The organism is Stenotrophomonas sp. IS26 (genome assembly GCF_054188265.1).
On the sequence record NZ_JBSZJV010000012.1, the window covers coordinates 14,076 to 38,284 of the forward strand.

General features: G+C 67.1%; 18 protein-coding genes. 6 read left to right on the forward strand and 12 right to left on the reverse strand.

Features of this window, described 5'->3' with window-relative positions; all coding sequences use genetic code 11:
* Positions 1 to 63 precede the first annotated feature (63 nt).
* Positions 64 to 960 (forward strand): phenylalanine 4-monooxygenase, encoded by an 897-nt coding sequence (gene phhA / locus ACW6W5_RS11855; RefSeq protein WP_152152842.1) that lies wholly within the window; start codon positions 64 to 66, stop codon positions 958 to 960.
* A 112-nt stretch (positions 961 to 1,072) separates the two neighbouring features.
* Here phhA and ACW6W5_RS11860 read toward each other — a convergent pair whose 3' ends face one another.
* The 10 genes from ACW6W5_RS11860 to ACW6W5_RS11905 form a co-directional block, all read right to left on the reverse strand.
* Complete coding sequence (locus tag ACW6W5_RS11860; protein ID WP_152152754.1) at positions 1,073 to 2,176, reverse strand: GDSL-type esterase/lipase family protein; 1,104 nt, start codon at positions 2,174 to 2,176, stop codon at positions 1,073 to 1,075.
* Positions 2,177 to 2,277: 101 nt separating this feature from the next.
* Positions 2,278 to 3,033, reverse strand: a complete 756-nt coding sequence (gene kduD / locus ACW6W5_RS11865) for a 2-dehydro-3-deoxy-D-gluconate 5-dehydrogenase KduD (RefSeq protein WP_019184096.1) — start codon at positions 3,031 to 3,033, stop codon at positions 2,278 to 2,280.
* Positions 3,034 to 3,099: 66 nt separating this feature from the next.
* The gene (gene kduI / locus ACW6W5_RS11870) at positions 3,100 to 3,948 is read right to left on the reverse strand and encodes a 5-dehydro-4-deoxy-D-glucuronate isomerase (RefSeq protein WP_121043829.1); all 849 of its coding nucleotides are present in this window, start codon (positions 3,946 to 3,948) and stop codon (positions 3,100 to 3,102) included.
* 217 nt (positions 3,949 to 4,165) lie between these two features.
* Complete coding sequence (locus ACW6W5_RS11875) at positions 4,166 to 5,224, reverse strand: LacI family DNA-binding transcriptional regulator (RefSeq protein ID WP_121044030.1); 1,059 nt, start codon at positions 5,222 to 5,224, stop codon at positions 4,166 to 4,168.
* Positions 5,225 to 5,267: 43 nt separating this feature from the next.
* Entirely contained in the window at positions 5,268 to 6,848 is a 1,581-nt protein-coding gene (locus tag ACW6W5_RS11880; protein ID WP_152152756.1) for a family 43 glycosylhydrolase, read from the reverse strand.
* Between the two features lie 38 nt (positions 6,849 to 6,886).
* Positions 6,887 to 8,044: a pectate lyase gene (gene pelA, locus ACW6W5_RS11885; RefSeq protein ID WP_152152758.1), complete on the reverse strand. Its 1,158-nt coding sequence runs from the start codon at positions 8,042 to 8,044 to the stop codon at positions 6,887 to 6,889.
* Positions 8,017 to 9,300, reverse strand: a complete 1,284-nt coding sequence (locus tag ACW6W5_RS11890; protein ID WP_123730975.1) for a TRAP transporter large permease — start codon at positions 9,298 to 9,300, stop codon at positions 8,017 to 8,019. Before ACW6W5_RS11890 ends, pelA begins: the two co-directional genes overlap by 28 nt.
* 3 nt (positions 9,301 to 9,303) lie before the next feature.
* Positions 9,304 to 9,834, reverse strand: coding sequence for a TRAP transporter small permease (locus ACW6W5_RS11895; RefSeq protein WP_121043817.1), 531 nt, complete (start codon positions 9,832 to 9,834; stop codon positions 9,304 to 9,306).
* A gap of 12 nt (positions 9,835 to 9,846) precedes the next feature.
* Positions 9,847 to 10,851: a TRAP transporter substrate-binding protein gene (locus ACW6W5_RS11900; protein WP_121043814.1), complete on the reverse strand. Its 1,005-nt coding sequence runs from the start codon at positions 10,849 to 10,851 to the stop codon at positions 9,847 to 9,849.
* A 37-nt stretch (positions 10,852 to 10,888) separates the two neighbouring features.
* Complete coding sequence (locus ACW6W5_RS11905; RefSeq protein ID WP_121043811.1) at positions 10,889 to 11,710, reverse strand: 2-keto-4-pentenoate hydratase; 822 nt, start codon at positions 11,708 to 11,710, stop codon at positions 10,889 to 10,891.
* 174 nt (positions 11,711 to 11,884) lie between these two features.
* Between ACW6W5_RS11905 and ACW6W5_RS11910 the strand changes: the two genes are divergently transcribed.
* The 5 genes from ACW6W5_RS11910 (at position 11,885) to ACW6W5_RS11930 (ending at position 16,959) form a co-directional block, all read left to right on the forward strand.
* Entirely contained in the window at positions 11,885 to 12,853 is a 969-nt protein-coding gene (locus ACW6W5_RS11910; RefSeq protein ID WP_152152760.1) for an alpha/beta hydrolase, read from the forward strand.
* Entirely contained in the window at positions 12,846 to 14,468 is a 1,623-nt protein-coding gene (locus ACW6W5_RS11915) for a carboxylesterase/lipase family protein (protein ID WP_121043808.1), read from the forward strand. Before ACW6W5_RS11910 ends, ACW6W5_RS11915 begins: the two co-directional genes overlap by 8 nt.
* The gene (locus ACW6W5_RS11920; protein WP_152152762.1) at positions 14,468 to 15,331 is read left to right on the forward strand and encodes a rhamnogalacturonan acetylesterase; all 864 of its coding nucleotides are present in this window, start codon (positions 14,468 to 14,470) and stop codon (positions 15,329 to 15,331) included. The genes ACW6W5_RS11915 and ACW6W5_RS11920 overlap by 1 nt, the downstream gene beginning before the upstream one ends.
* A 116-nt stretch (positions 15,332 to 15,447) precedes the next feature.
* Positions 15,448 to 16,038, forward strand: coding sequence for a cysteine dioxygenase family protein (locus ACW6W5_RS11925; protein WP_152152764.1), 591 nt, complete (start codon positions 15,448 to 15,450; stop codon positions 16,036 to 16,038).
* 81 nt (positions 16,039 to 16,119) lie between these two features.
* The gene (locus tag ACW6W5_RS11930; RefSeq protein WP_152152766.1) at positions 16,120 to 16,959 is read left to right on the forward strand and encodes a PhzF family phenazine biosynthesis protein; all 840 of its coding nucleotides are present in this window, start codon (positions 16,120 to 16,122) and stop codon (positions 16,957 to 16,959) included.
* Positions 16,960 to 17,004: 45 nt separating this feature from the next.
* Here ACW6W5_RS11930 and ACW6W5_RS11935 read toward each other — a convergent pair whose 3' ends face one another.
* Together ACW6W5_RS11935 and ACW6W5_RS11940 are read right to left on the reverse strand one after the other, a co-directional pair.
* Positions 17,005 to 20,823: a LamG-like jellyroll fold domain-containing protein gene (locus ACW6W5_RS11935; RefSeq protein WP_193222798.1), complete on the reverse strand. Its 3,819-nt coding sequence runs from the start codon at positions 20,821 to 20,823 to the stop codon at positions 17,005 to 17,007.
* Between the two features lie 151 nt (positions 20,824 to 20,974).
* Positions 20,975 to 24,154: a TonB-dependent receptor gene (locus ACW6W5_RS11940; RefSeq protein WP_152152768.1), complete on the reverse strand. Its 3,180-nt coding sequence runs from the start codon at positions 24,152 to 24,154 to the stop codon at positions 20,975 to 20,977.
* Between the last annotated feature and the right edge of the window lie 55 nt (positions 24,155 to 24,209).

Sequence of the window (24,209 nt, forward strand, 5' to 3'; positions counted from 1 at the left end):
TGCAAACCTCTTGCGCGCACCCTGCCCTAGCATCGACAGATGACTTCCCAGGAGACCACCACGATGGAAACCGCCACCGCCCCCCGCCGCGTCGAACACCAGCAGACCGACAAGGGTTACGTGCCGGTCTATACCACCGCCATCGTGGAACAGCCCTGGGACAGCTACACCGCCGACGACCACGCCACCTGGAGCACGCTGTACCAGCGCCAGCGTGCGCTGCTGGAAGGCCGCGCCAGCAAGGAGTTCCTGCACGCGCAGGACGAGATGGGCATGAGCGCGCACATGATCCCGCGCTTCGACCAGCTCAACGAGGTGCTGGGCGCCGCCACCGGCTGGACCCTGGTCGGGGTGGAAGGGCTGCTGCCCGAGCTTGATTTCTTCGATCACCTGGCCAACCGCCGCTTCCCGGTGACGTGGTGGATCCGTCGCCCGGACCAGATCGACTACATCGCCGAGCCGGACATGTTCCATGACCTGTTCGGACACGTGCCGTTGCTGATGAACCCGGTGTTCGCCGACTACATGGCCGCTTACGGCCGCGGTGGCGTCAAGGCGCATGCGATCGGCCCGGAGGCGCTGCAGCACCTGACCCGCCTGTACTGGTACACGGTGGAGTTCGGCCTGATCAACACCGACGAAGGCCTGCGCATCTACGGTGCCGGCATCGTGTCGTCCAAGGGCGAGTCGCTGTACTCGCTGGAGTCGGCGGCGCCGAACCGGATCGGCTTCGATCTGGAGCGGATCATGCGCACCCGCTACCGCATCGACACCTTCCAGAAAACCTACTTCGTCATCGACAGCTTCGAGCAGTTGATGGCCGCGACCGCACCGGACTTCACCCCGATCTATGCCGCGCTGGAGGCCAGGGAGCATCTGCCGGCCGGTGAGGTGCAGGACGGTGACCGCGTGTTCCAGAAGGGCACGGGCGAAGGCTGGGAAGACGGCGGCGACGTGTAACGTCGTGACGCAATTCACCGGGGCGGTTGAAGTTTAGACACCTAACCTTCAAAAGCCTCGGGAGCTTTTGAAGGTTGGCAATGGGTGGAGCCGGGTCATGCGCTGCTGCTTTTCATCGCGGATACGCCAGCAGCACGACCAGATCCATCTCCCCCACCTGCTGCAGCGCATGCGAACTGCCCGTTCGCGTCAGCAGCGCATCCCCCGCCGCCACGTCGTACTGCGTCCCATCCAGCACGTAGCTGCCCTGCCCGCTGACGATGTAGTAAATCTCGTCCTTGTGCTGGGGATGCAGGCCGATGCCGGCCCCCTTGTGCAGCACGCGCTTGCGAAGCACGAACGGGAGGTCGGTGTCTTCGGCGAAAAACGGATACGCCGTGGTCGGCCCCGCTCCACCATGCGGGCCGGGCTGGGTCACCGCGATGTCACGCTCGTGGACCACGCGCGAGGGCCTGGCGGCCTCACCGCCCTGCCCCGCACTGCGCACCTCGCAGTCGATATCGCGCTTCAGCGCCGACGTGAGTCCGGGCTGCAACGCCACCCAGTCGCGCATCACCAGACACGCCACTGCGGTCGCCCCTGCCACACTGAAGTGCGTGCCATCGGCCTTGTTCTGCTCGGGCACGAACAGGAAGTACGGCTTGGCACCCTGCTCGCCCAGCCCGCGGATCCAGCGCGTGGAACTGTCGTTGAGATCGATCAGCGCGACCTGCTCGCGGGTGGCCAGCGCCTTCACCGCCTGGGTATACACACCGTGCGTGTCCAGCAGCGAACCGAAGTCATACAGCAGCCGCGCCACCGGGGTGATCAGCACCGGCGTGGCGCCCTTGTCGCGGGCCAGCTGCACGTAGCGCATCAGGAACTGCGGGTACGCGGTGGCAGGATCGGTGTAGCGCGTGGGGTCTTCGAACTTGGCGTCGTTGTGGCCGAACTGGATCAGCAGCACGTCACCGCGCTGAAGCTCGGCGGAGATCGCATCCAGGCGTTTCTCGTCGATGAAGCTGCGGGTGCTGCGGCCGCCCTTGGCGTGGTTACGGACCTCCCACACGGCGGGATCTAGATAGCTCTGCAAGGCCTGGCCCCAGCCGGCCTGTGGCGCGCGCTCCGGGCCGTACTCGGCGGCGGTGGAATCCCCGGCAATGAAGATGCGGTGTGGGGCACACAGCACGCTGGGGGCCGCGAGAAGCAGCGACAGGGACAACAGCAAACGCAGCATGGTCATGCTCCTGGGTGAAGAGCTGCCGGCCAATGGCCGGCACTACCGGAGCCCACGATCTGCAGCGCAGATCGTGGGCGCGCCAGCGCGTCGCGAGGGTGTTACCGGGCGAGCCAACCACCGTCGACCGGCAGCACCGCGCCGTTGACGTAGTCCGAGGCGCTGGAGGCCAGGAACACGGCGGTACCGCCGAGGTCTTCCGGGGTGCCCCAGCGTGCGGCCGGGATGCGATCGAGGATGGACTTGTTGCGGTCCTCGTCGGCGCGCAGCGCGGCGGTGTTGTCGGTCGCCATGTAGCCCGGGGCGATCGCGTTGACGTTGATGCCCTTGCTGGCCCATTCGTTGGCGAGCAGACGGGTGATGCCGGCGATGCCGCTCTTGCTGGCCGTGTACGACGGCACGCGGATACCGCCCTGGAAGGACAGCATCGAGGCGATGTTGATGATCTTGCCGCGGCCCTGTGCGATGAAATGCTTGCCGGCGGCCTGCGAGATGAAGAACGCGGACTTGATGTTGACGTTCATCACGTCGTCCCAGTCCTGCTCGCTGAACTCCACCGCATCGGCGCGGCGGATCAGGCCGGCGTTGTTGACCAGGATATCCAGGCCGCCCAGGCCTTCGATGGTTTCGCGGATGACGCGCTCGACCGGCTCGATGCTGATCAGGTTCGCTTCGATCGCCAGGCAGCGGCGGCCCAGCGCGGTGATCTTGGCGATGGTCTCGGTGGGCGGCGCGATGCCGGCCACGGCGACGTCGGCACCGGCCTGCGCCAATGCGACCGCGATGCCCTGGCCCAGGCCGGTGTTGCCACCGGTGACGAGGGCGACCTTGCCTTCCAGACTGAACGGATTAGCCATTGCGTATGTAGTCCTTGTCCAATGCGTAACAGACGCCGCCGGCGCGATGCCGGCGGCGCGTCGGGGTCACTTGAGCTGGCAGATGTCCAGCACGTGCATGTCGGTGTAATCCAGGTTCTCACCGCCCATCGCCCAGATGAAGGCGTAGTTGCTGGTGCCGGCGCCCATGTGGATCGACCACGGCGGCGACACGACGGCTTCGTTGTTCTGGATGACGATGTGGCGCTGCGCGTCCGGCTCGCCCATGAAGTGGTACACGCGGTCGTTCTGGCCCAGATCGAAGTAGAAATAGACCTCGCTGCGGCGGTCGTGAAGGTGCGGCGGCATGGTGTTCCAGACGCTGCCCGGCTTGAGCACGGTCAGGCCCAGCAGCAGCTGCGAGGACTGGCAGGTGGCCGGCACGATGTACTGGTAGATGGTGCGCTCGTTGCTGGTTTCCAGCGCGCCACGGTCCAGGGCCACGGCATCCTTGATCGACAGCGCCTTGGTCTCGAAGCGCGCATGCGCCGGGGTCGAGGCCAGGTAGAACTGGGCCGGAGTGGCGGCGTCATCGGACGCGAACACCACCTCGGTGCTGCCCATGGCCACGTACAGGCCATCCTTCGGCCCGAGCTTGAACACGGTGCCATCGACAGTGACGGTGCCGCTGCCGGCGCCGACGTTGATCACGCCCAGCTCGCGGCGCTCCAGGAAGGCATGGCCGGCGGCCGAGGCCGGTTCGGTCTGCTTGGGCAGCGAGACCGGGCCGTTGACCGGGGCCGCACCGCCGAGGACGAAGCGCTCGTAGTGGGTGTACTTCAGGGTCACCGCATCGGCGTTGAACAGACCGTCGAGCAGGTACAGATCGCGCAGGTCGTCATTGCTGGCGCCCTTGATGGCGTCGGGATGGGTGGCGTAATGGGTCTTGCAGTACATGGCGTCTCCAGAGCAGGGGTGGGGCGATGCGTCGGCCCCGGCACGATTCCAGGTGATTGTAGCCAGTTGGTAAACCGGTGTCATTTTGCAGCGCACGATAGGCCGGGTGGCCCGCGGACGGGGTCGGGACAGAAGGCGACACGACAGAACAGGGGGGACGACAGAAGAAGCGTCACGACCAACGGTCGTAACCTACCGAGGGTTGACGCCTTGGGCGTCAATCCTCGGGGGGCTGGCAGGAGTCGCGCACGATCAGGTGCGGGCGGACGCTGGCGTGCTGCATCACGGCTTGGCCGTCGGGCTGGATCAGCATCGCGGCCGCTGTGCGGCCGGTGTCGCGGGTATGCCGGCGCACCGAGGTCAGCGACGGCCACAGGCGCGAGGCCAGCGGGCTGTCGTCGTAGCCGATGATCGAGAGCTGGCGCGGGATGTTGATACCCGCGCGCAGCGCGACCTTGTAGATACCGGCGGCCATTTCATCGTTGCCGGTGAAGATGGCGGTCGGGCGCTGCTTGCCCAGCAGCAGCTTCTCGGCCGCGGCCACACCGGATTCGAAGGTGTAACCGGCCTCCACGATGCGTGCCGGGGGAAGCTCGATGCCGCGCTTGGCGAGGGCATCGATGAAGCCGGCGGTGCGTTCGTGCGCAGAGCGGTAGGCACTCGGGCCGGTCACCAGGGCGATGTCGCGGTGGCCCAGCGAGAGCAGGTAATCGGCCGCTTCGGCGGCACCGTCGCGGTCGTGGGTGACCACCATCTGCGAGGTATCGTCCAGCGGCAGCGAGGCGATCCGGGTGAAGCGGCAGCCGATTTCATCGAGCATGTCCACCAGCGCCTGGTCTTCGGAGGCACGTGGCACCAGGATCACGCCGTGCAGCTTCTGCTGCTGCACGAAGCGGCGCACACCGTCGATGTAGCCGGGGCTGCGCGAATCGCAGGGGTGCACGACCAGCTCGAAGCTGGAGCCGCGCAGCGCATCCAGCGCGCCGTACTGCATGTCCACGATGTACTGGGCGGTCGGGTTGTCGTACACCATGCCGATCAGGAACGAGCGCCGGAAGGCCAGCCCGCGGGCCAGCGGATCGGGCGTGTAACCGACCTCGCGCATCAGTGCTTCAACCTTCTCGCGGGTGTCCTTACGCACCAGCGGTGAGTTGTTGATGATGCGCGAAACGGTCTTCTTCGATACCCCGGACAGACGCGCGATGTCGTTGATCGTGGCGGCCTTGCCTTTGGTCAATCCGTGCGGCGACGGATCGGTTTTGCTGCGCAATGACATGTCGTTCAAACCGGGGATGAGTCAAGGGATTCTAGCGGGGAGCTCAATCGAGGGCGCGGTAGCGGAAATTCCGGAACTGGACCTTGCCGTCGCCAGCAGCATAGATCGCCGGCTTCAGGGCCAGGAACTTGCCTGCCACATTGTGATGGTAGCCGGAGACTTCCATCTGAACCGGGTACTTCTGCCAGGTTTTACCATCCGTGCTGGAGTGGATGGTGACGATATGGCGGTTGTTGGTCACCCGCAGCCACAGCGTGCCGCCGGTGGCGCTCGGGGTCAGCCGGGTGGGGCGCTCCTCGCCGTAGCGGTGCATGATGAACTTCTCGCCGTTGCTGCCCACGCCCACATACAGGCGGTCGCTGTAGTAGAGCAGGGCACCGCCCACCGCGCCCGGGGCGATCTCCATCTCGACCTCGAACTGGTAGGCCTTGTCGCCGGCGATGGCGGTCAGCGGCGAGCTGTCGCGCGGGGTGCTGCCCTTGCCCTGCAGCACCATGCCCTTGCCGGTGAAGGCCAAACGCTTGTACTCGTCCTGGGCCGGGTTGAAGAACGACCACTGCGCACCGAGCGTGCTGCCGCGGAAATCGTCGGACAAGCCCATGCCGTGCTGGCCGACCGAGGTGCCCGACGGTTTGGCGAGCGGCTGGCCGAGGTCACCGCCCTTGGCCACGAACCAGCCATCGGCGGTCCATTCGATCGGCTCCAGCAGCGCCTGGCGGCCCAGCGTCCAGTACCCGTTCTCGTAGCCGTGATACATCATCCACCAGCGCCCGTCGGTGCCTTCGATCACCGTGGCGTGCCCGCGCGACCACCACGGCTCGGCGGCCGACCGGGTGCGCATGATCGGGTTGTTCGGCGCATTCACCCACGGGCCGTGGATCGAGCGCGAGCGCGCGGTGATCACCATGTGCCCGGTCGGCGGGCCGGCGGTGCCGCCCACAGCAGTGGTCATGTAGTACCAACCATCGCGGAAATTGATCTTCGGGCCTTCCTGCGCATAGGCCTCCACGTCCCAGCTTTCCGGGTATTTCCAGCCGTCGTAGACGTGCTTGGGCGTGCCGACCACGCTCAGGCCGTCATCGGCCAGCTGCACGTAGTCGCCACCGCTGAGGAACAGATAGCGCTTGCCGTCTTCGCCCACCGCATGGCCGGGATCGATGTAGCCGCCCAGGCCGATGTCGATCGGCTCGCTCCACGGGCCGTTGATGCTGTCGGCCCAGACCACGAAGTTGCTGCGGGTTTCGCCGGTGCGGGCCGGGAAATAGATGTAATAGCGGCTGCCGTGCTTGACGATGTCCGGGGCCCAGATCGCACCTACGTTCCTGGTGATCGCGTGGCCCAGCGGCTGCCAGTTGACCAGATCGCGCGAGTGCCAGATCGGCAGGCCGGGGTAGGCATCGAACGAGGACAGCGTGAGGTAGTAATCCTCGCCATCCTTGAGCACGGAAGGATCCGGGCGATCACCGGCGAACACCGGATTGAGGAAGGTGCCGTTGCCCAGATCGGCCTGGCGCTGGTTCTCGATCCCGCGCGTCCAGTTGGTGGCCGGCTCGGCGGCGTGGCCGGCGCCTGCCAGCAGCAGGCAGGCGGTGGCGAAGCTGGCCAGGGTCTTCCTCAGGTGCATCGTCTTTCTCCCTTGAACGTATCGTGGGCCGGCTGCGCTCAGCGCGCCCCGGTCCCGGCAAGACGCTGTTGCCAGCGTGGGTACTCGGTGGTGATCAGGGCCTGCGGCCAGGTGCCGTACCAGTGATAGCCGGTGCGGCGCTCGCGCGGGATGTCGTTGAACGTGGCGACGCGTTCGCCCTCGCGGTTGGCCAGCAGCACGCCACTGTCGTGCAGGTCGTGGAAGCGCCCCCACAGCGGCGGCGCGCCCGCATCGGCGACCAGGCGGCGGTCGACCGTGGTGCGGTGGAACGCGAACTGTTCCGGCGTCGTTTCGAAGGTCTCCAGCCGCCACCCGGTCAACGCGTGGGTCTGGAACCACGCCATCGCGGCGTTGACCGAGGCGACCACCTGCGGCGAAGGATCCGGGATCGACATCAGGTAGCGGACCACGCCGACACTCTCGTCGGTGACCAGCGCCGGCAGTTCGAATTTCCGCCCCTGCGCGGGCAGCAGGGTGGTGCGGTCGTACTGCCCGGCCCAGATCGTCGGCACGCCGTCCTGGCGCACCTGCAGGCGCAGCAGGCAGGCATCACCGGCGGTCACGGCCGCGTCCACGCGGGCACGTTGATCGGCGGTGATGAAGCCGAACGCCGGTTCACGCTGGATGCGCCGGAGCGTGGTCAGCACGCCGCTGGTGACGTCGTCAGCGAACGTGATGTGCCCGTGGTACGAGGTGCGCGAGGGCACCGAATGCGGCCAGCCGCCACAGCGGGGGATCTGCTCGGCGAGGATGAAATCCAGGCCGCGCACGGCCGCGTCGCGGTAGCGGGCATCGCCGCTGCGCGCGAAGGCCTCGGCCAGGTAGCTGACCTGGGTGTAGATGTTGCGGTTGTCGAAGCTGCCGCCCGGCGTGGCCTGGTCAGCCAGCACCTGTGCCTTGGCGGCATCGTCGAGGATCCGCTGCGGATCCTGGTTGACCGCCCAGCCGCCGCCATGGCGTTGCAGCGCCACCAGGGTGTCGGCGATCTGTCGGTACTGATCGGGGGCATAGCGCGGGTAGTCCGTGCCGTGCCCGCTCTGCCAATGGTTGATGCCGTCCTGGAAGCCGCGCAGCGGGATCTCCTGGCCCTGCGCCATGACGGCGCAGGGCAGGGCGATCCACAGCAGTACCGCGAGCCGCCGCACGCTTACGCGCGCAGCAGGGCGGGCAGCCACAGCGACATTTCCGGGAAGAAGGTGACGATCAACAGCACGCCCAGCGCAGCGAACCAGAACGGCCAGATCGAGCGCATGCTCTCACCGACGCTGATCTTGCCGATCGCGGTACCGATGAACAGCACCGAGCCCACCGGCGGTGTCACCAGGCCCAGGCCACCGGTCAGCACCAGCACCAGGCCGAAGTGGATCGGATCGATGCCGTAGGCCTTGGCCACCGGCAGGAAGATCGGCGTGCAGATCAGGATCATCGGCGCCAGATCCATGAAGGTGCCCAGCAGCAACAGCATGATCACGATCATCAACAGCACCATGAACTGGCTGTGCGCGAACGACTGCAGGAAGTTGACCGCGGCCGACGGCACTTCCAGATACGCCAGCAGCCAGCCGAACACGGCCGCCGTGGCGATCACGAACAGGATCACACCGGTGCTGCGCGCGGCATGGGTGACCGTGCCGAGGAACTCGCGCCAGTCCAGCTGGCGGTACAGCACGGTGGTCACCAGCAGCGCGTAGACCACGGCGATCGCCGCGCTCTCCACCGCAGTGAAGATGCCGGCACGGATACCGATGAAGATCAGCGCGACCAGGCCCAGGCCAGGCAGCGCCGAGACCAGGCGCAGCAGCACCGCACGCCAGCCCGGGAAGATCTCCACGCCGTAACCGCGGCGGCGTGCCACGAGATAGCCGGTGATCATCAGGACGACGGTCATCAGCAGCGCCGGCACGATACCGGCCGCGAACAGATCGGCGATCGACAGCCCACCACCGGCGGCGGCCGAGAACAGGATCAGGTTGTGCGACGGCGGTACCAGCAGCGCCACCAGCGCGGCGGTGATGCTGACGTTGACCGCGAAGTCGCGGTCGTAACCCCGCTTGACCATCTGCGGGATCATCGTGCCACCGACCGCCGAGACATCGGCGATGGCCGAGCCGGACACACCGCCGAAGAACAGCGAGGACAGGATCGACACTTGGCCCAGGCCACCGCGCATGCGCCCCACCAGCGAGGATGCCAGTGAGATCAGGCGCTCGGAGATGCCGCCGCGCATCATGATTTCACCGGCGAAGATGAACAAGGGAATGGCGATCAGTGAAGCCGAGCCGGTACCGGCGGAGATCTGCTGGACCAGCACCAGCGTCGGCAGATCCAGGTACCACAGGGTGGCCAGGGCGGCGGCGGCCAGCGCGAACGCGACCGGCACACCGAGCAGCAACAGCACCGCGAACACGGTGAAAAGAATCGTAATACCCATGACTCAGCGATCTCCCTCGGCAACGGCATCGGCCGGCCGTACAGCCAGCGCCATCTGGTTCGCGGCGAAGATCGCCATCAAGGCGCCACCGATCGACAGGGGCAGGTAGTTGATGCTCTGCGGCAGGTGGGCGCCGGCGGCCTTGATATCCAGGCCGTCCATCAGCAGCACGGCCGCCCACCAGGCGATGACCACGCCCAGCACGGCCACCACCAGCGCGGCGAACACGTCCACCGCACGGCGCAGGCCCGGGCCCATGTGCGCGGCCAGCAGGAAGAAGCCGAAGTGGCGGCGAGTATGCACGCCGGTGGCCGCACCCAGGCTCATCGCCGTGGCCAGCAGGAGCAGCGTGACCGGCTCGGTCCAGCTGGGCGAATCATTGATCACATAGCGGGCGAACACCTGCCAGCCCTGCACCACCACCAGGCCGAGCAGGGCGATGACGGCAATGTAGATCGCCACATCGGCGATCACGTTGAGCAGGCGCTGCGGCGCGGTGGGGGTGATGACGGTTTCGGAAGTCGAGTCGGACATCGCGTCGGAGCCTCAGGCGAAGTCGCGGATGCGACGGGTGAGGGCGGCCAGCTCCGGCTGCTGCAGGTAACGCTGCAGGAGCGGGTCGGCGGCCTTGCGGAAGGCCGGCATGTCGACCTCGTTGAATCTGATGCCGAAATCGGCCACGGCCTGGCGGGCGTTGTTTTCCGAGGCATCCCACTGCTCGCGCATCACCTGCACCGATTCACGTGCGGTCTCGATCACCAGGGTGCGGTCGGCCGGACTCAGCGCATCGAAGCTCTGGCGCGACATCAGCAGCACGTCCGGTGCGTAGGAGTGATCGCTCTGCGACCAGTAGTGCGCGGCCTCGAAATGACGGCTGGAGTGGAAGCTGCGCATGTTGTTTTCCGCACCGTCGATCATGTGCGTTTCCATGCCCGAGAAGGTGTCGCCCAGCGACATCGGGGTCGGGTTGGCACCGAGCAGGCGCATCAGCTGGATGAAGATGTCCGAGGAGGCCACGCGCAGCTTGAGGCCGTGCAGGTCCTTGGGCTCCACGATGGGGTGCTTGGTGTTGTAGAAGCAGCGCGCACCGGAATCGTAGATGGCCAGGCCGACCAGATCGCGCGTTTCAAAGCCCTGCAGGACCGTATCGGCGACGCCGCCATCGAGCGCGCGGCGCATGTGCGCCACCGACTCGAACACATACGGCAGGCACAGGCCCTGGGTCAGCGGAAACGCGTTGTTGAGCGCGCCGGAGTAGACGCGGGTGATATCGATGGCGCCGAAGCGGGCCATGTCGATCGCCTCGGACTCACGGCCGAGCTGGCCGGAGTGGTACTGGCGCAGCCGCAGCCGGCCGCCGGTTTTTTCTTCCAGCGTTTTCCCGATCCATTTCACCGCGGTGACGGTGGGGTAATCGGCGACGTGGACGTCGGTGGCGGTCAACAGCTGCGCACCGGCCGGTGCGGCGTTGGATGACCGCGAACAGGCTGTCAGCGCGGGCGCGGCAAGCGCGCCCAGACTGGTAGCCAGGAAACTTCTGCGAGTGAACATCTGCGCCCTCCCAAGCGTGCTCGCCATGTCCGCGCGGTTATCCGGCGGCGATGGCCTTGCAGGTAATGTCGCCGTAGCCGACGAAACGGATCAATGCTTGCTGGCCCACGGCGATGTCGTGGATGCCGGTGGCGTTGCCACTGGCGATCAGATCGCCGGCCTTCAACGGCCGCCCACGCTGCGCCGAACGCCCCAGCGCGAACGCATAGGCGGTGCGCAGGCCACCGGGCAGCAGGGTCGCGCCACCGGTGCCGACCACCTCGCCTTCGATGCGGGTTTCCGCACGCAGGTCGGCGTCATCCAGGCGCGTCCAGTCCGCGATCTCGGTGCCGAGCACCAGGCCGTTGTTGTTGCCGAAGTCCGACACCACCACGCGCGGGCCGAGCTTGTTGATCGTCGCCAGCGGGCTGCTGGCCACTTCCACACCGATGAAAAGCCTGGCGGGCAGCGCCTCGGCCTCTTCGGGGGTCCAGTGCAGCTTGTCCGCCGGGGCGTCTTCCTGCAGCTGGATCACGTACTCGGCCTCGACCGCGCCGAACCCGCCGACGAACACCGGAATCTCGACTGTTCCACCGGTAGCATTCCAGAGCTGACGCGAGAAGATGGGGCCCAGCAGGCGATCATCGCCCGAGGCATCGCGGCGCTCGGCGGCGATGTAGCCGACCTTCCAGCCGACCACCTGGTCGTCCCACAGGCCGATGGCCTGGTCCTGTACCTGATAGGCGGTGACCAGGTCTTCCGGGATCGTTCCCGGGAAATCGGGCAGGGATTGGCCGTGTTGGCGGGCGCTGACGAAGTGCCGGGCGATCTCGCCCAACCCCTGGTCGGGCAGGTCCTGTTTGCCGTGGTCGTTGCTCAAGCGGGTCTCCCGGAAAAATTGTTGCACTGCCAATCGACAGCGGTTGGATGTGCTGTATATGGTAAACCGGTGTCATTGGCAATGTGCAGCGCATCAGAACGGCTGCCGGTCAGGCACGATGCCTGTTCCCATGCCCAAGGACGTACCCGGATGCGCCGCTTCCTCGCGTTGCCCATGCTGACTCTCCTGCTGCTGGCCGGCGGCCTGGCCCACGCGGCCGAGCGTGCCGTACCGGAAACCGAACCGGCCGCCGGCGCCCCCGATCGCATCGTGCTGTGGCCGGACGGCCAGGTGCCCGGCGAAGGCGGCCCGGCCACCGTGCCCAACGTGATCGAGCGCAGCCGCGATCCGGCGCTGACGGACCGCTACATCGACAACGTCAGTGCGCCCTACCTGGTCGTATACCGGCCGTCGCGCCCGAATGGCAGCGCCCTGCTGGTGGTGCCGGGCGGCGGCTATCAGCGCATCGTGCTCGACAAGGAAGGCACCGCGCTGGTGCCGGCGTTCGTCGAGCAGGGTGGGGTGACCCTGTTCGTGCTGCGTTACCGGCTGCCCGCCGGCCGCAGTGATCGCCAGGCCGCACTGGCCGATGCCCAGCGTGCGATGCGGGTGATCCGCGCCGATGCCGCGCGATGGCAGATTGATCCGCAGCGCATCGGGGTGATGGGTTTCTCGGCCGGCGGGCACGTTGCCGCGCGGTTGAGCAACGGCTTCGATGCACCGGCCTATCCGCATCGCGATGCCATCGATGCGCTCAGCGCGCGGCCGGATGTCGCGCTGCTGATCTACCCGGTGATCGACATGGGCACGCATGCGCATACCGGCTCGCGTACCCGTCTGCTCGGGCCGCATCCGGATGCGGCGCTGCAGCAGCAGTTTTCGATGCAGGATCAGGTCCGCGCCGATACGCCGCCGACCTTCCTGGTGCATGCGCAGGACGACAACGTGGTCTCGGTGCACAACAGCCTGGTGTATTACCAGGCGCTGCTGCGCGCCGGTGTCACCACCGAAATGCATCTGTTCCCGTTCGGCGGCCATGGCTTCGGCGTGCGCATCCCGGCCGGTTTGACCGTCGCGCAGTGGCCTGAGCTGGCGCTGCGCTGGATTCCCTCGCGCCACACGGAGCCCGCGCGCCATGACTGATTCCCCCGCCGACCTGCAGCGGCGCCGTTTCCTGCGCGACAGCGCGCGCTATGCCGTGATGCTCGGTGCGACCAGCCTGCCCCTGCTGCCCGCCTTCGCGGGCGTGCCCGGCCCGCGCCACGATGCCGCGCCGCTGGCGCGCGTGCGCAGTGGCCGCGTGCGCGGGCAGCAGGAGCAGGGCATCCACGTGTTCCGCGGCCTTCCCTACGGCGCCGATACCGCCGCCCGGCGCTTCCAGCCGGCCGTGCAGGAATCGGCCTGGCGCGGCGTGCGTGATGCGCTGGCGTACGGCAATGCCGCGCCGCAGGGCGGCAGCGAAGGGCCGGGCAGCGAAGACTGCCTCTACCTCAATGTGTGGACCCCGGCGCTGCGCGATGGCGGCAAGCGCCCGATCGTGTTCTACATCCACGGCGGCGCCTACAACAACGGCTCGGGCAGCGACCCGCTGTACGACGGCAGCGCGTTGTGCCGGCGCGGCGACGTGGTGGTGGTCACGGTCAACCATCGCCTCAATGTGTTCGGCTATCTGTACCTGGCGCAGCTGGGCGATGCGCGTTTCGCCGATTCCGGCAACGTCGGCCAGCTCGATCTGGTCCAGGCGCTGCAGTGGGTGCGCCAGCATGCGCCCGAGTTCGGCGGCGATGCGGGCAACATCACCGTGGTGGGGCAATCCGGCGGCGGCGCGAAGATCGCCACGCTGATGGCCATGCCCGCCGCGCGCGGCCTGTTCCAGCGCGCGTGGACCATGAGCGGGCAGCAGGTGACCGCGGCCGGCCCGCGTGCCGCCACCCAGCGCGCGCAGATCGCGATGCAGGCGGTGGGCGCAGCCGATGCCGACGCGTTGCGCACGATGCCGATGGAAGCGCTGCTGGCCGCCACCCGTGCGCGCGACCCTTCGCGCGTGGAGAACAGCAGTCTCTACGTCGGGCCGGTGCTCGACGGGCGTTCGTTGCCGGTGCATCCGTTCTGGCCGGAGGCGCCCGCGCAGTCCGCCGGGATTCCGATGGTGATCGGCAACACCCACGATGAAACCCGCGCTTTCCTCGGCAACGACCCGGCCAACTTCGCACTGACCTGGGAGACGCTGCCGGCCAAGCTGGAAAAAGAGCAGTACGTGGACCTGCTGCCCTCGGTGGTGATCGCCGAGTACCGCCGCCTGTATCCGCATTACACGCCTTCGGAAGTGTTCTTCGCGGCCACCACCGCCGGTCGTTCGTGGCGCGGTGCGGTGGAGGAACTGGAGGCGCGTGCGCGCCAGGGCGCACCCACCTGGGCCTATCAACTCGATTGGGGCTCGCCGCTGGACGGCGGCAAGTTTGGCGCGTTCCACACGCTGGATATCCCGCTGGTGTTCGATACCACCGATCGGCCCGGCTCGCGCACCGGTGACAGCGAAGCGGCGACCCGCGTGGCGGCCACGATGAGCGAGGCCTTGATCGCCTTCGCCCGCCATGGCGATCCAAATCACGGCGGACTGCCACGCTGGCAGACCTATTCGCTGGCCCGCCGCGAAACGATGCTGTTCGATACCCCCCCACAGCAGGCCGACGACCCGCGCGGTGGCGAGCGTCGCCTCTATCAGCAGGCCCCCTTCATTCAACGAGGTACGTTCTGATGCGGTGTACGTCCTGGCTGCTGGGCAGCGCGCTGTTCGGCCTGATGAGCGCGGCGCAGGCCGCCGTGGATCCGGCGGTGCTGGATCGCCCGGCCCCGACCCCGATCCGGGCCAGCAAGATCGTGCTGGTCGGTGATTCCACCACGGCCGTGCAGGGCGGCTGGGGCCCGGCCTTCTGCGCGCGGCACGTGACCTCGTTCCTGACCTGCACCAACCTGGCCCGTGGCGGCCGCAGTACCTACAACTACCGCGCCGAGGGCTCGTGGGCGCTGGCCGAGGCGGAGATGCGCACGCCCGGCTATGCCACCACATGGGTACTGGTCCAGTTCGGCCACAACGACCAGCCCGGCAAGCCGGGCCGCTCCACCGATCTGCAGCGCGAGTTCCCGGACAACCTGCGCCGCTATGTGCGTGAGATCCGTGCCGCCGGTGCGCAGCCGGTGCTGCTGACCCCGTTGACCCGACGCCAGTTCGCCGATGGCGTGCTGATCGATGACCTGGCCCCCTGGGCCGAGGCGGTCCGCGCCGTGGCGCGCGAGCTGGAGGTGCCCCTGGTGGACCTGCACGCGCGCAGCCGCGCGGTGGTACAGGCGCTGGGGCCGGTCGCGGCCATGCCGCTGGCGCAGGCGGCCGCCACGCCCGCCCAGGTCAGCGCAGCGCTGGACGGCACGACTGTGGGCGCAGCGCCCGTGGCTGGCGCACCGGCCGCGCAGAACAACGCCGTCACCGAGCCCATGGGGCAGGCCAAGGTCGCGTTCGATTACACCCACCTGGGCCCGGATGGCGCGGCGCTGTTCGCCACGCTGGTCACCGAGGAACTGGCCCGGCAGGTCCCGTCGTTGCGACCGTTGCTGATTCCCTGATCGATAGGCGGACCCTTCGAATTCTTTCGAATAGATTGCTACGTCGGGGATTGTGGGTCGATTGGATGTGATTCAGGTCAAACACGCTGTTCACCGGGATCGCCTAGACTCGGGGCATGCAAGACCAATGCAACCCGTTTCCTCCGTTCCATGGCCGTGATCGATTGATCGCCGCCGTCGACCATGCCGTCCAGCACGAGCACGCGCACCAGATCGCCGCCACGCTGCGCGCGGCGTTGCGCGAGGCGATCGCCGACAGCCGCATCCAGCTGCCGGCCTGCGTGCACCACCCGATCGAGGATCACTATGCCCGCCGCGAGCTGTATCGCAGCCCGGAGCACGGCTACAGCATCGTCGCCATGAGCTGGGGTCCCGGGCAGGGCACGCCGCTGCACGACCACAGCGGGCTGTGGTGCGTGGAGGGGGTCTGGCTGGGCCAGCTGGCGATCACCCAGTACCAGTTGCTGGAGCGCGACGGCGAACGCTTCCGTTTCCGCCCGGAGCCGCCCGTGCTGGGCGACTGCGGCAGTGCCGGCAGCCTGATCCCGCCGCACGAGTACCACACCATCCGCAACACCAGCGATGACGACCTGGCGATCTCGGTACACGTGTACCAGGGCGAGATGACCCGCAGCGCCGTCTTCGAACCCGAGGCCGATGACTGGTACCAGCGCCGCGTGCAGGTGATGGAAACCGACGCAGCCTAGGGTGCGACCGGGCGCAGCGCTCGACCCGACGCCGCGGTGCCGCGCATCATGCGCACTCCACCCGTTTCCCGACATTCCGCCATGCCTACGCTGCCGTTCCAACAGGTCAATGTCTTCAGCCAGGATCCGCTGCGCGGCAATCCGCTGGCCGTGGTGCTCGATGCAGAAGGCGTGGACGACGCTCGCATGACCGCGTTCGCCCGCTGGACCAACCTGAGCGAGACCACCTTCCTGCTGCCGCCGACCGATCCGCAGGCGGATTATCGCGTGCGCATCTTCACCACGCTGGAAGAGCTGCCGTTCGCCGGGCATCCCACCCTGGGCAGCTGCCATGCGTGGCTGGCGCATGGCGGCGTGCCGAAGGGCGAGGAGATCGTGCAGGAGTGCGGGATCGGCCTGGTGCGGATACGGCGCAGCGCGTCCGGCCTGGCATTCCTGGCGCCGCCGCTGCTGCGCGGCGAGCCCTTGGCACCGGCACTGCGCGAACAGGTGCGCCGCGGTCTCGGCGTAGCCGCGGAGGACGTCATGGACGCGCGCTGGGCAGACAACGGTACCGGCTGGCTGGCACTGCGCCTGCGTGATCGTGCGGCCGTACTTGCGGTCCAGCCGGACTATGCGCAGCTGGAGGGCGTGAAGGTGGGTGTGTTCGGGCCTTGGCTGCCCAGTGATGGCGAGGAGGCCCAGTACGAGAGCCGCGCCTTCATTGCCGGCGACGGCGCGCCGGAAGACCCGGCCACGGGCAGCCTCAATGCCGGCATCGCGCGCTGGCTGCTGGCCACCGGCGAAGCACCGGATCGCTATGTGATCAGCCAGGGCACGGCGATCGGCCGTGCCGGGCGGCTGCGGGTGGAGCGGGTGGGCGATGCGTTGTGGATCGGTGGCGACTGTGTGACCTGCATCGAGGGGCAGGTCACGCTGTGAGCCAGACAGGGGCCGGGAGCCGGCAGCGCCATGCACCGCATGGCGTTACGGGTCCAGCGCCACCCCATTGTTGCGCTGGGTCACTTCGGCCGCACCGTCGGCCTGCATCACCCGTACGCGCAGGCCACCGCGATCCCCGGCCGGCAACGGCAGGCTGACAATCGTGGTCTTCGGCAGCAGGTCGCTCGGCGCCGCCAACCTCGGAATCTCGGCCCGGGCCAGCTCACGGCCCCTGGCATCTTCCAGCACTGCCACGCCCACACCGGTCGCGACATGGCCCAGGCTGTGCACGGTCACCTGCACCTGGCGCCCGTCCACGCGCACATCGCCGCGCCCGATGCCGAGGTCGGGCCGCTGTTCGACCGGCGTGCCGGCCTGCACCAGCTCAAATTCGAACACCTGGCTCTGGCCCGGCACGAACCGCAGCGTGGTCGAGGCACTGCGTTCCAGGGTGAGATCACGCGTGGTGGCCTTGCCGTCGATGGTGTCATCGCCGTTGCGGTCCACGCCGCTGGTCATCCGCCATTGCCCGGCGGTGACGTTCCAGGTGCTCATCTCCGCCTCCACCGCGTGCTTGCCCAGGTTGTAGGCGATCACCTTGAAGCGGTCCGGCGAGGGCGCGTGCACCAGCAGCGCGACCTGCTCGGCGGCCTGCGGCTGGGCGAAGCGCCAGCTCACGGTGTGGCCCGGCCAGCTCTGGTTGCGCTTGAGCGCGATGCCGCCCAGGCGTGCACGCTGCAGGAATTCGCTTGGCGCTTCGACACGGTCGGACCACCAGTGGCCTTCGGTGTTCATGTATTCGCGCTGCGCCTTGGCCTGGATGCCGTCGGCATGCAGCGCTTCCAGATACTTCTTGTCGCCGGTGGCCTGCCACGCCATCAGGCTGGCGAAGCCGGTGCTGCCACCCTCGGCATCGCTGATGAAGCGCGGGTTCCATTCGGCGCCGCGGCCGAGGGCCTCGACATAGTTCTCGCCCAGGTTGGACAGCGCCCCCGGCCCACCGCGCTCGACGCGATAATCCAGCGCCTTGAGGTACTTATCATCGCCCGTCCAGCGCCATGCCGCCCAGAAGGTGTGCATGATGTCGCCGCTGCCCGAGCCGTTGTTGAGCTCACCGCCGCGGGTCTTGCCGGTTGCCCAGTTGATCTCGTTCGGCAGTGCCCAGCGGCCCTTGTCGTCGGTGTAGGCGTGGGCGAGATAGCCATCGGCCAGGCCGGTGACCAGCTTGCGGCCGGTCGGATCAGCGTTGTACTGGCCGATCAGGAACGCCGGGTGCAGGACCGGGAAGGAATACGGCTTCTGCCATTGCCAGTTCGGTTCGCGGTAGACCTTGTTGCCGCCGAACCAGTTGCTGGAGAACAGCAGATGGCCCTGCGGGTTGGGCAGGATGATGCGTTCGTCGAACGCCTTCACCGTTTCCATCAGGCGCTCGACGGTGAGCGGATCGCCCCAGTTGAGGTAGAGCATCGCGCTGTTGGTGTTGATGCCCTCCTCGTAGGAATGCAGTTCGTCGGTCTCGATGGTGCTCAGGCCGTTGCTGAACATGCCATTGCGGTACACCGCATCGGACAGCGCGGTCAGCGAGGCATTGAGCTTGTCCGGCTGCACGCCCATCAGGGCCAGCCCCGGCCACTGCTGGGTCAGGTCGGAATCGTCGGAGATGCCGCCGCCGAAATCACCGTAGGCGATCTGGCGGTTATCGATCCACCATTCGATGAAGCGACGCACGTACTTGAGATCTTCGGTCTGCCGGAACGCCCACAGCGGCACGCCGTTGGGCGCCGCGGGCTGGGCGAACGGCGGTTTGCCCTGGCTGTTGTAGCTGATGTAATTCCAGTACAGGCGGCCGAGCTCGTGGTCCGGGTCCACCCGCAGCAGGTCGCTGAGATCGGCGTACACGCGCGCGTACAGCCGCTGGCGCTTGGAGGTGGTGTGCTCTTCGACCAGGAAGCCCCAGTTGTCGCGCACCTGGTTGAAGCGGTCGGCGATGTGTTCCTTCCTGGCCTCCTCGCGGTCCTTGTAGACCATGCGGATTTCCGCACCGTCCAGCGCGCTGGCGTTGAAGCCGGGCGCGGCCGACGCGACGGAGATCCATAGGCTGTCGGCGGTCAGGATGCGGTCGCGCAGGTCCAGCCACAGGGTGCGCTTCTGGCCCGGCTTGACCGAAACCGACACGTCGATCATGTCGCGCGCCGGCCAGAGCGGGTCCTTGATGCGGATGTTGAGCGGGATCAGGCCGTCATGGGTGGCCGGCAGATCGAGTTTGGGCAGATCGATCGCGACGCCGTCCAGCCCGTCATGCATGTTCTCCCAGCTATGCGCCCAGCTGCGGATCAGCGGCTGCGCCGCCGGGGCATCACTGACGCCGGAGGGAATCAGCACGTGCACGATCGGCATCGGCTGCGCGGGCAGCGTGTCGGCCGTGCGCTTGCGTGAGCCGGCGCCCTTGGGCAGCGCCATCACCGTGCTGCGTTCGGCCGCCGGGTAGCGGCCGTCGATGTACTCGCGCAGCGCCGCGATGTTGGTGTAGTCCGGCAGGGCCTGGCTGTCGATCAGGTAGCGCTGCTTGACCGTGCCCTCCGGCTCGGCGGCATCGCTGACCTGGTACGCCCAGATTTCCTGGATCGGGGTTTCCTGCGCGGTATTGCGGAAGTGCAGCACGCCGCCCGCCTGCGCAGGGATCTGGTTGACGCTGCGGACCACCCCCTGCGGGCGCTCGAACAGGGCCTGCGCTGGCTGGCCGTCCACACTGTGGCTCAACCCGCCGAAGGCGGCGCCGCGCACTTCGATGCGGTTGACGGTCTCACCGGCCGGCAGGGTCAGGTCGAGCTGCTGGCCACCCTCTACATAGGTATTCCAGTCCGGCAGCTGGAAGTAATCGTTGCGGCCCGGCAGCCGTGAACGGTTGTAGACACCCGGCCAGGTGGTTTCGGCGATGCCGTCGGTCGCCTTCCACATCCACTGCTTGTGGTCCTTGGTATCGGCGAATTCGATCTTGCGGATCGTGGTGGTCGGCGCGGTCAACGCCGGCGGCGGCGCAGCGTCCCAGCCATGGCGATGGCGCCAGGCGCGCATCGGATCCGGTTCGGCCACTGCCGTGCGGGGCGCGGCATTGCGGGCCAGCGCGGCCATGCCGGCTGGGTCGAGCAGGCGGTCATAGACGCGGATCTCGTCGAAATCGCTGCCGCGCAGGAAGTTGTAGCGGCTCTGCACCTGGTAGGGGGCCATCACGCGCGCGGCCAGGCCGAGCTGATCGAGTGCGGCATCGTAGTCGGCGGTGGTCTCCTGGCGGGCGACCTCCCTGCCATCCACGTACAGCCGCACGCCGTGGTTCTCATCCCAGCCGAAGGCGATGTGCTGCCACTGTTGCGGCGAGGGGTTCTGGTCGAGCTTGAACGACACGCGCGTGCGCGCCAGGTTGGCATCGGTGACGAAGGCATCGAAGCCGTGGCCATTCCAGTCGATGCGCAGCCAGGCCATGTCCCAGCTGCTGTGGTCGGCATAGCCGACCCGGAAGATCACGAACGGCGCTTCACCCACCGCATAGCGCGAGCGCCAGAAGAAGCCGAGTGTGCCGCGCTGTGCCTGGATGTTGCCCGGTGCGTTCCACGACAACACGCCATCATCCGCCCATTCGATCGCGCTGCCATGCGCGCCGTTGGGCACCCGCTTCACCTTGTCCACGAAGTTGGGGACCGGGTCACCCACAGCGGTATCGGCCTGCAGACTCTGGTCGGCCGACACGTGGAACAGCAGCTGCGGTGCGGTCTGCGCCCAGGCGGTACCACTGCCGGCGAGCAGCAGCGCCAGCAGGCTGGCGGACAGGCGGGAGGGACGGATCAAGGGGGCGACAGGGCGATGCATGGGACCTTCCTTTCGACAGCAGAAACAGTACAGCGGAACCACCAGCGGGCGTCAGCGGCTCACGGTGGCCTCCCGCCCCCGCACCGCGCCCGCCATCCCGGAGAGAAGGACAGGGACGGGCGCGATACAGGTGGCGGCAGGCGCAGCACGGTCAGAACTTGTAGCGCAGGCCGAGGTAGTACTGCCGCCCGGTATGCGTGTAGCGGTCCGGCAGCGACAACGCCGAATCGACATAGCGCTCATCGGCGGTGTCGAGCAGGTTGATCGCTTCCAAGGTCAGCGAGAGGTTCTTGTTGACCTTGTAGGACATGTTGAAATCCACGTTCTCCACGCTGTACTTGCCCTGCACATCAGCCGTGGCGAACTGGTTGCCGTCCAGGTCCCACACGTTCTCCTGCGACAGGATGGTGCTGATGTACGCGTCGCGGTAGCTGGTGGAGACGCGGGCGCTGAAGCGGCCGTCGTCGTAGTACAGCGTGGCGTTGTACGAGTTCGGCGAGAGATTCAGCAGGTCGTTCTCGGTGTAGGTGGTGACGATCGTGCTGCCGGTGCCCGAGCTGAACATGTACTTGATCTTGGATTCGACGTGCGTGTAGTTCAGCTGCACGCCGAAGTTGCGCCAGAAGCCGGGCAGGAAGCTGAAAGGCTGCTGGTAGGACACCTCATAGCCCTTGAGCGGGCCGCCCGGGGTGTTGAAGTAGCTCTGCACGTTGAACACCGTGTCCGGGCTGAAGCCGGTCGGCAGCAGATCCAGCGAGTAGCCCATGTCCGCCCAGGTGGTGAGCAGGCGGGTGCGCTGCACATAGCTCTCGATGTCCTTGTAGAACACCGCGGCCGACAGCAGCGCGCCTTCGTCGAAGTACCACTCCGCGCTCAGGTCGTAGTTGGTCGAGCGGAACGGATCGAGCTTGGGATTGCCCAGGTTGATCGAGTAGCTGCGGTCGTCATCGAAGTAGGCGGTGGGACCACCGCTGACGCTCGGCGACAGGTTGGACAGGGTCGGGCGGGCCATGGTCTTGGCCGCGCCGAAGCGCAGCACGAAGGTATCGCTCAGGTCCCAGGCCAGGTTCAACGAGGGCAGCCAGTCGTCGTACTTGTGGCCGACCCGGGTGCCGACCTGCAGGCGCTCGCCGGGATCGGCAGTGGCGCTGGCCACGCCGAAGAACGGCTCGCACGCCGAGGACAGATCATTGGCGTTGGTGGCCGTGCACGGCGCATAGCCATCGGCGGTGATGCGGGTCTGCACGTAGCGCACGCCCAGGTTGCCGCGGAACGCGCGGCCCAGCAGGTCGGTGTTGAAGTCCAACTGCAGGTAGCTGCCGTAGCTCTTCTCGTTGACGTCGAAGTTGTTGTTGGACGCCCCGAAGTGACCGACGCTGGCCAGGCGGTAATCACCGCCGAGCGTGCCGGTGTTGCAGTTGCAGTAGATGTCCAGCAGCTTGGCGATCTGGTTGAAGTCCGGCACCAGCCACGCGTTGGGCAGGTTGCCGTCCATGCCCTTGCCGAAGCCGCTCAGCGTGTTGCTCAGGTCACCCACGCCCACACCGGCCGGCAGCGCCTGCGACAGGCGGCCGTAGCTGATGTTGCGGTACTCCTGCGTGCTCATGTCGTAGTCCTTGTAGGCCAGACCGCCGCGCAGGGTGAAGGTGGGATTGATGTTGAACGTGAGGTCGACCTTGGCCGTGTCGAAGGCGTTGTCGACGTACTGCGGGTTCAAACGCACTTCGCTGATGTTGCCGCCGCGCGCCGTGCCGTTGGCATTGACCGGCGTGCTGCCGTAGCCCAGCCACTTCCAGTTATCCACCGCGTTGAGATCGAACGGGAAGGACATCGCCGGCACCTTGCCGTTGCGCATGTCCAGCACGAAGCCATCCAGGTTGCTGTTGTCGAAGCTGACCATCGAGAAGACCGGCCGCTCGTAGTTGGATTCGGAGTGGCCGATCACCGCATCCAGGCGCACCGCATCGTTGAAGCGATGTTCCAGGTTCAGGCTGAACTGCTTGAACTCGGTGCTCTCTTCGATCGCGGTGGATTCGGTGCGGAAATCCACGTTGTCGAACACGCCGTAGGTCAGGCGGTTCTGTTCATCGGCCTGTGCTTCGCGGACCACGATCTGGGTCTTGCCGCCGTACTGCGCGGTGCGGTGCAGGTTGGCGCCGATGGAATCTTCGCGCACGTTCTTGTCGAGCTTGGAATACAGCATGTCCAGGTTCAGCTGAGTGTCGTCGCTGACCTTGAACTGCAGCGCGCCGGTGACGCCCAGGCGCTCGATCTCATGTTCGGTGCGGATATAGCGCGGGTAACGCGGGATCCAGGCGTTGGTCGCGGTCTCGTAGGCGGCGATGTTCTCGGCCGTCGCCGCGGGGCGGTCCAGGCCGGGGCCGCAGTGGGTGGCATCGATGCCGTAGCTGCCCCAGCCGTTGCTGCGCGCCTGGTTGGCGGCGCTGCCGACACCGGCGGCGGTCTCGTTGGCCAGCGGATTGCGCGGGGTCTGCGGGTCGTAGCCGGCCGGGCTGCAGAAGCCGTAGGTGCCGTTGTTGGCCGCGGTGCTCTGGTTGGAGTTGCGGTAGTTGCCGTGCTCCCAGCGGACCGGGTTGTAGCCTTCCTCGAAGATGGTGCGCTTGCTGTAGGCCACCGACATCAGCGCGCCGACGCGGCCGTCGGCCCAGGTGTTGCTGATCAGGCCGGAGATGCGCGGATCCTTGTTTTTTGACAGCTCGTTGTAGCCGTACTGGCCACCGAGCGAGGCCTGGAAGCCCTCGAAATCGAACGGGCGCGAGCCGCGCAGATCGACCGTGGCACCCAGCGAGCCCTCGTCGGTCTGCGCCGACTGGGTCTTGTTGATCTTGACCCGGCTGAACAGCTCCGAGGCGAAGGTATTGAAGTCGAAGCCGCGGCTGCGGTTGACGCCGGTGGTGCCGCTGCCGGCGGTGGACAGCGCTTCCAGACCGTTGATGCGCACGCGGGTGAAATCCGAGCCCAGGCCGCGCACGGAGATCTGCTGGCCTTCGCCACCTTCGCGATCGATCGAGACGCCGGCGATGCGCTGCATCGACTCGGCCAGGTTCAGATCCGGGAACTTGCCGATGTCTTCGGCGTAGATCGCATCGACCTGCTCGACGCTGTAGCGCTTTTCATCCAGGGACTGCTGCAGGCTTTCGCGGTAGGTCGCTTTGACCTCCACTTTGTCCAGATCCACTGCATTGAGCGAGGCGGCCGCTTCGGGCGTCTGCTGTGCCGCGGCGATGCCGGCCACGCTCTGCAGCGCGAACGCGATTGAGACCGCAAGCAAGGTAACCGGTGTCTTTTTACGGGTGTCGAGTCGATCCATCGTGTGTAACCCCCTCCCAGGGTGCGCCGCCATGCGACTTTGATGTTGATGAGTC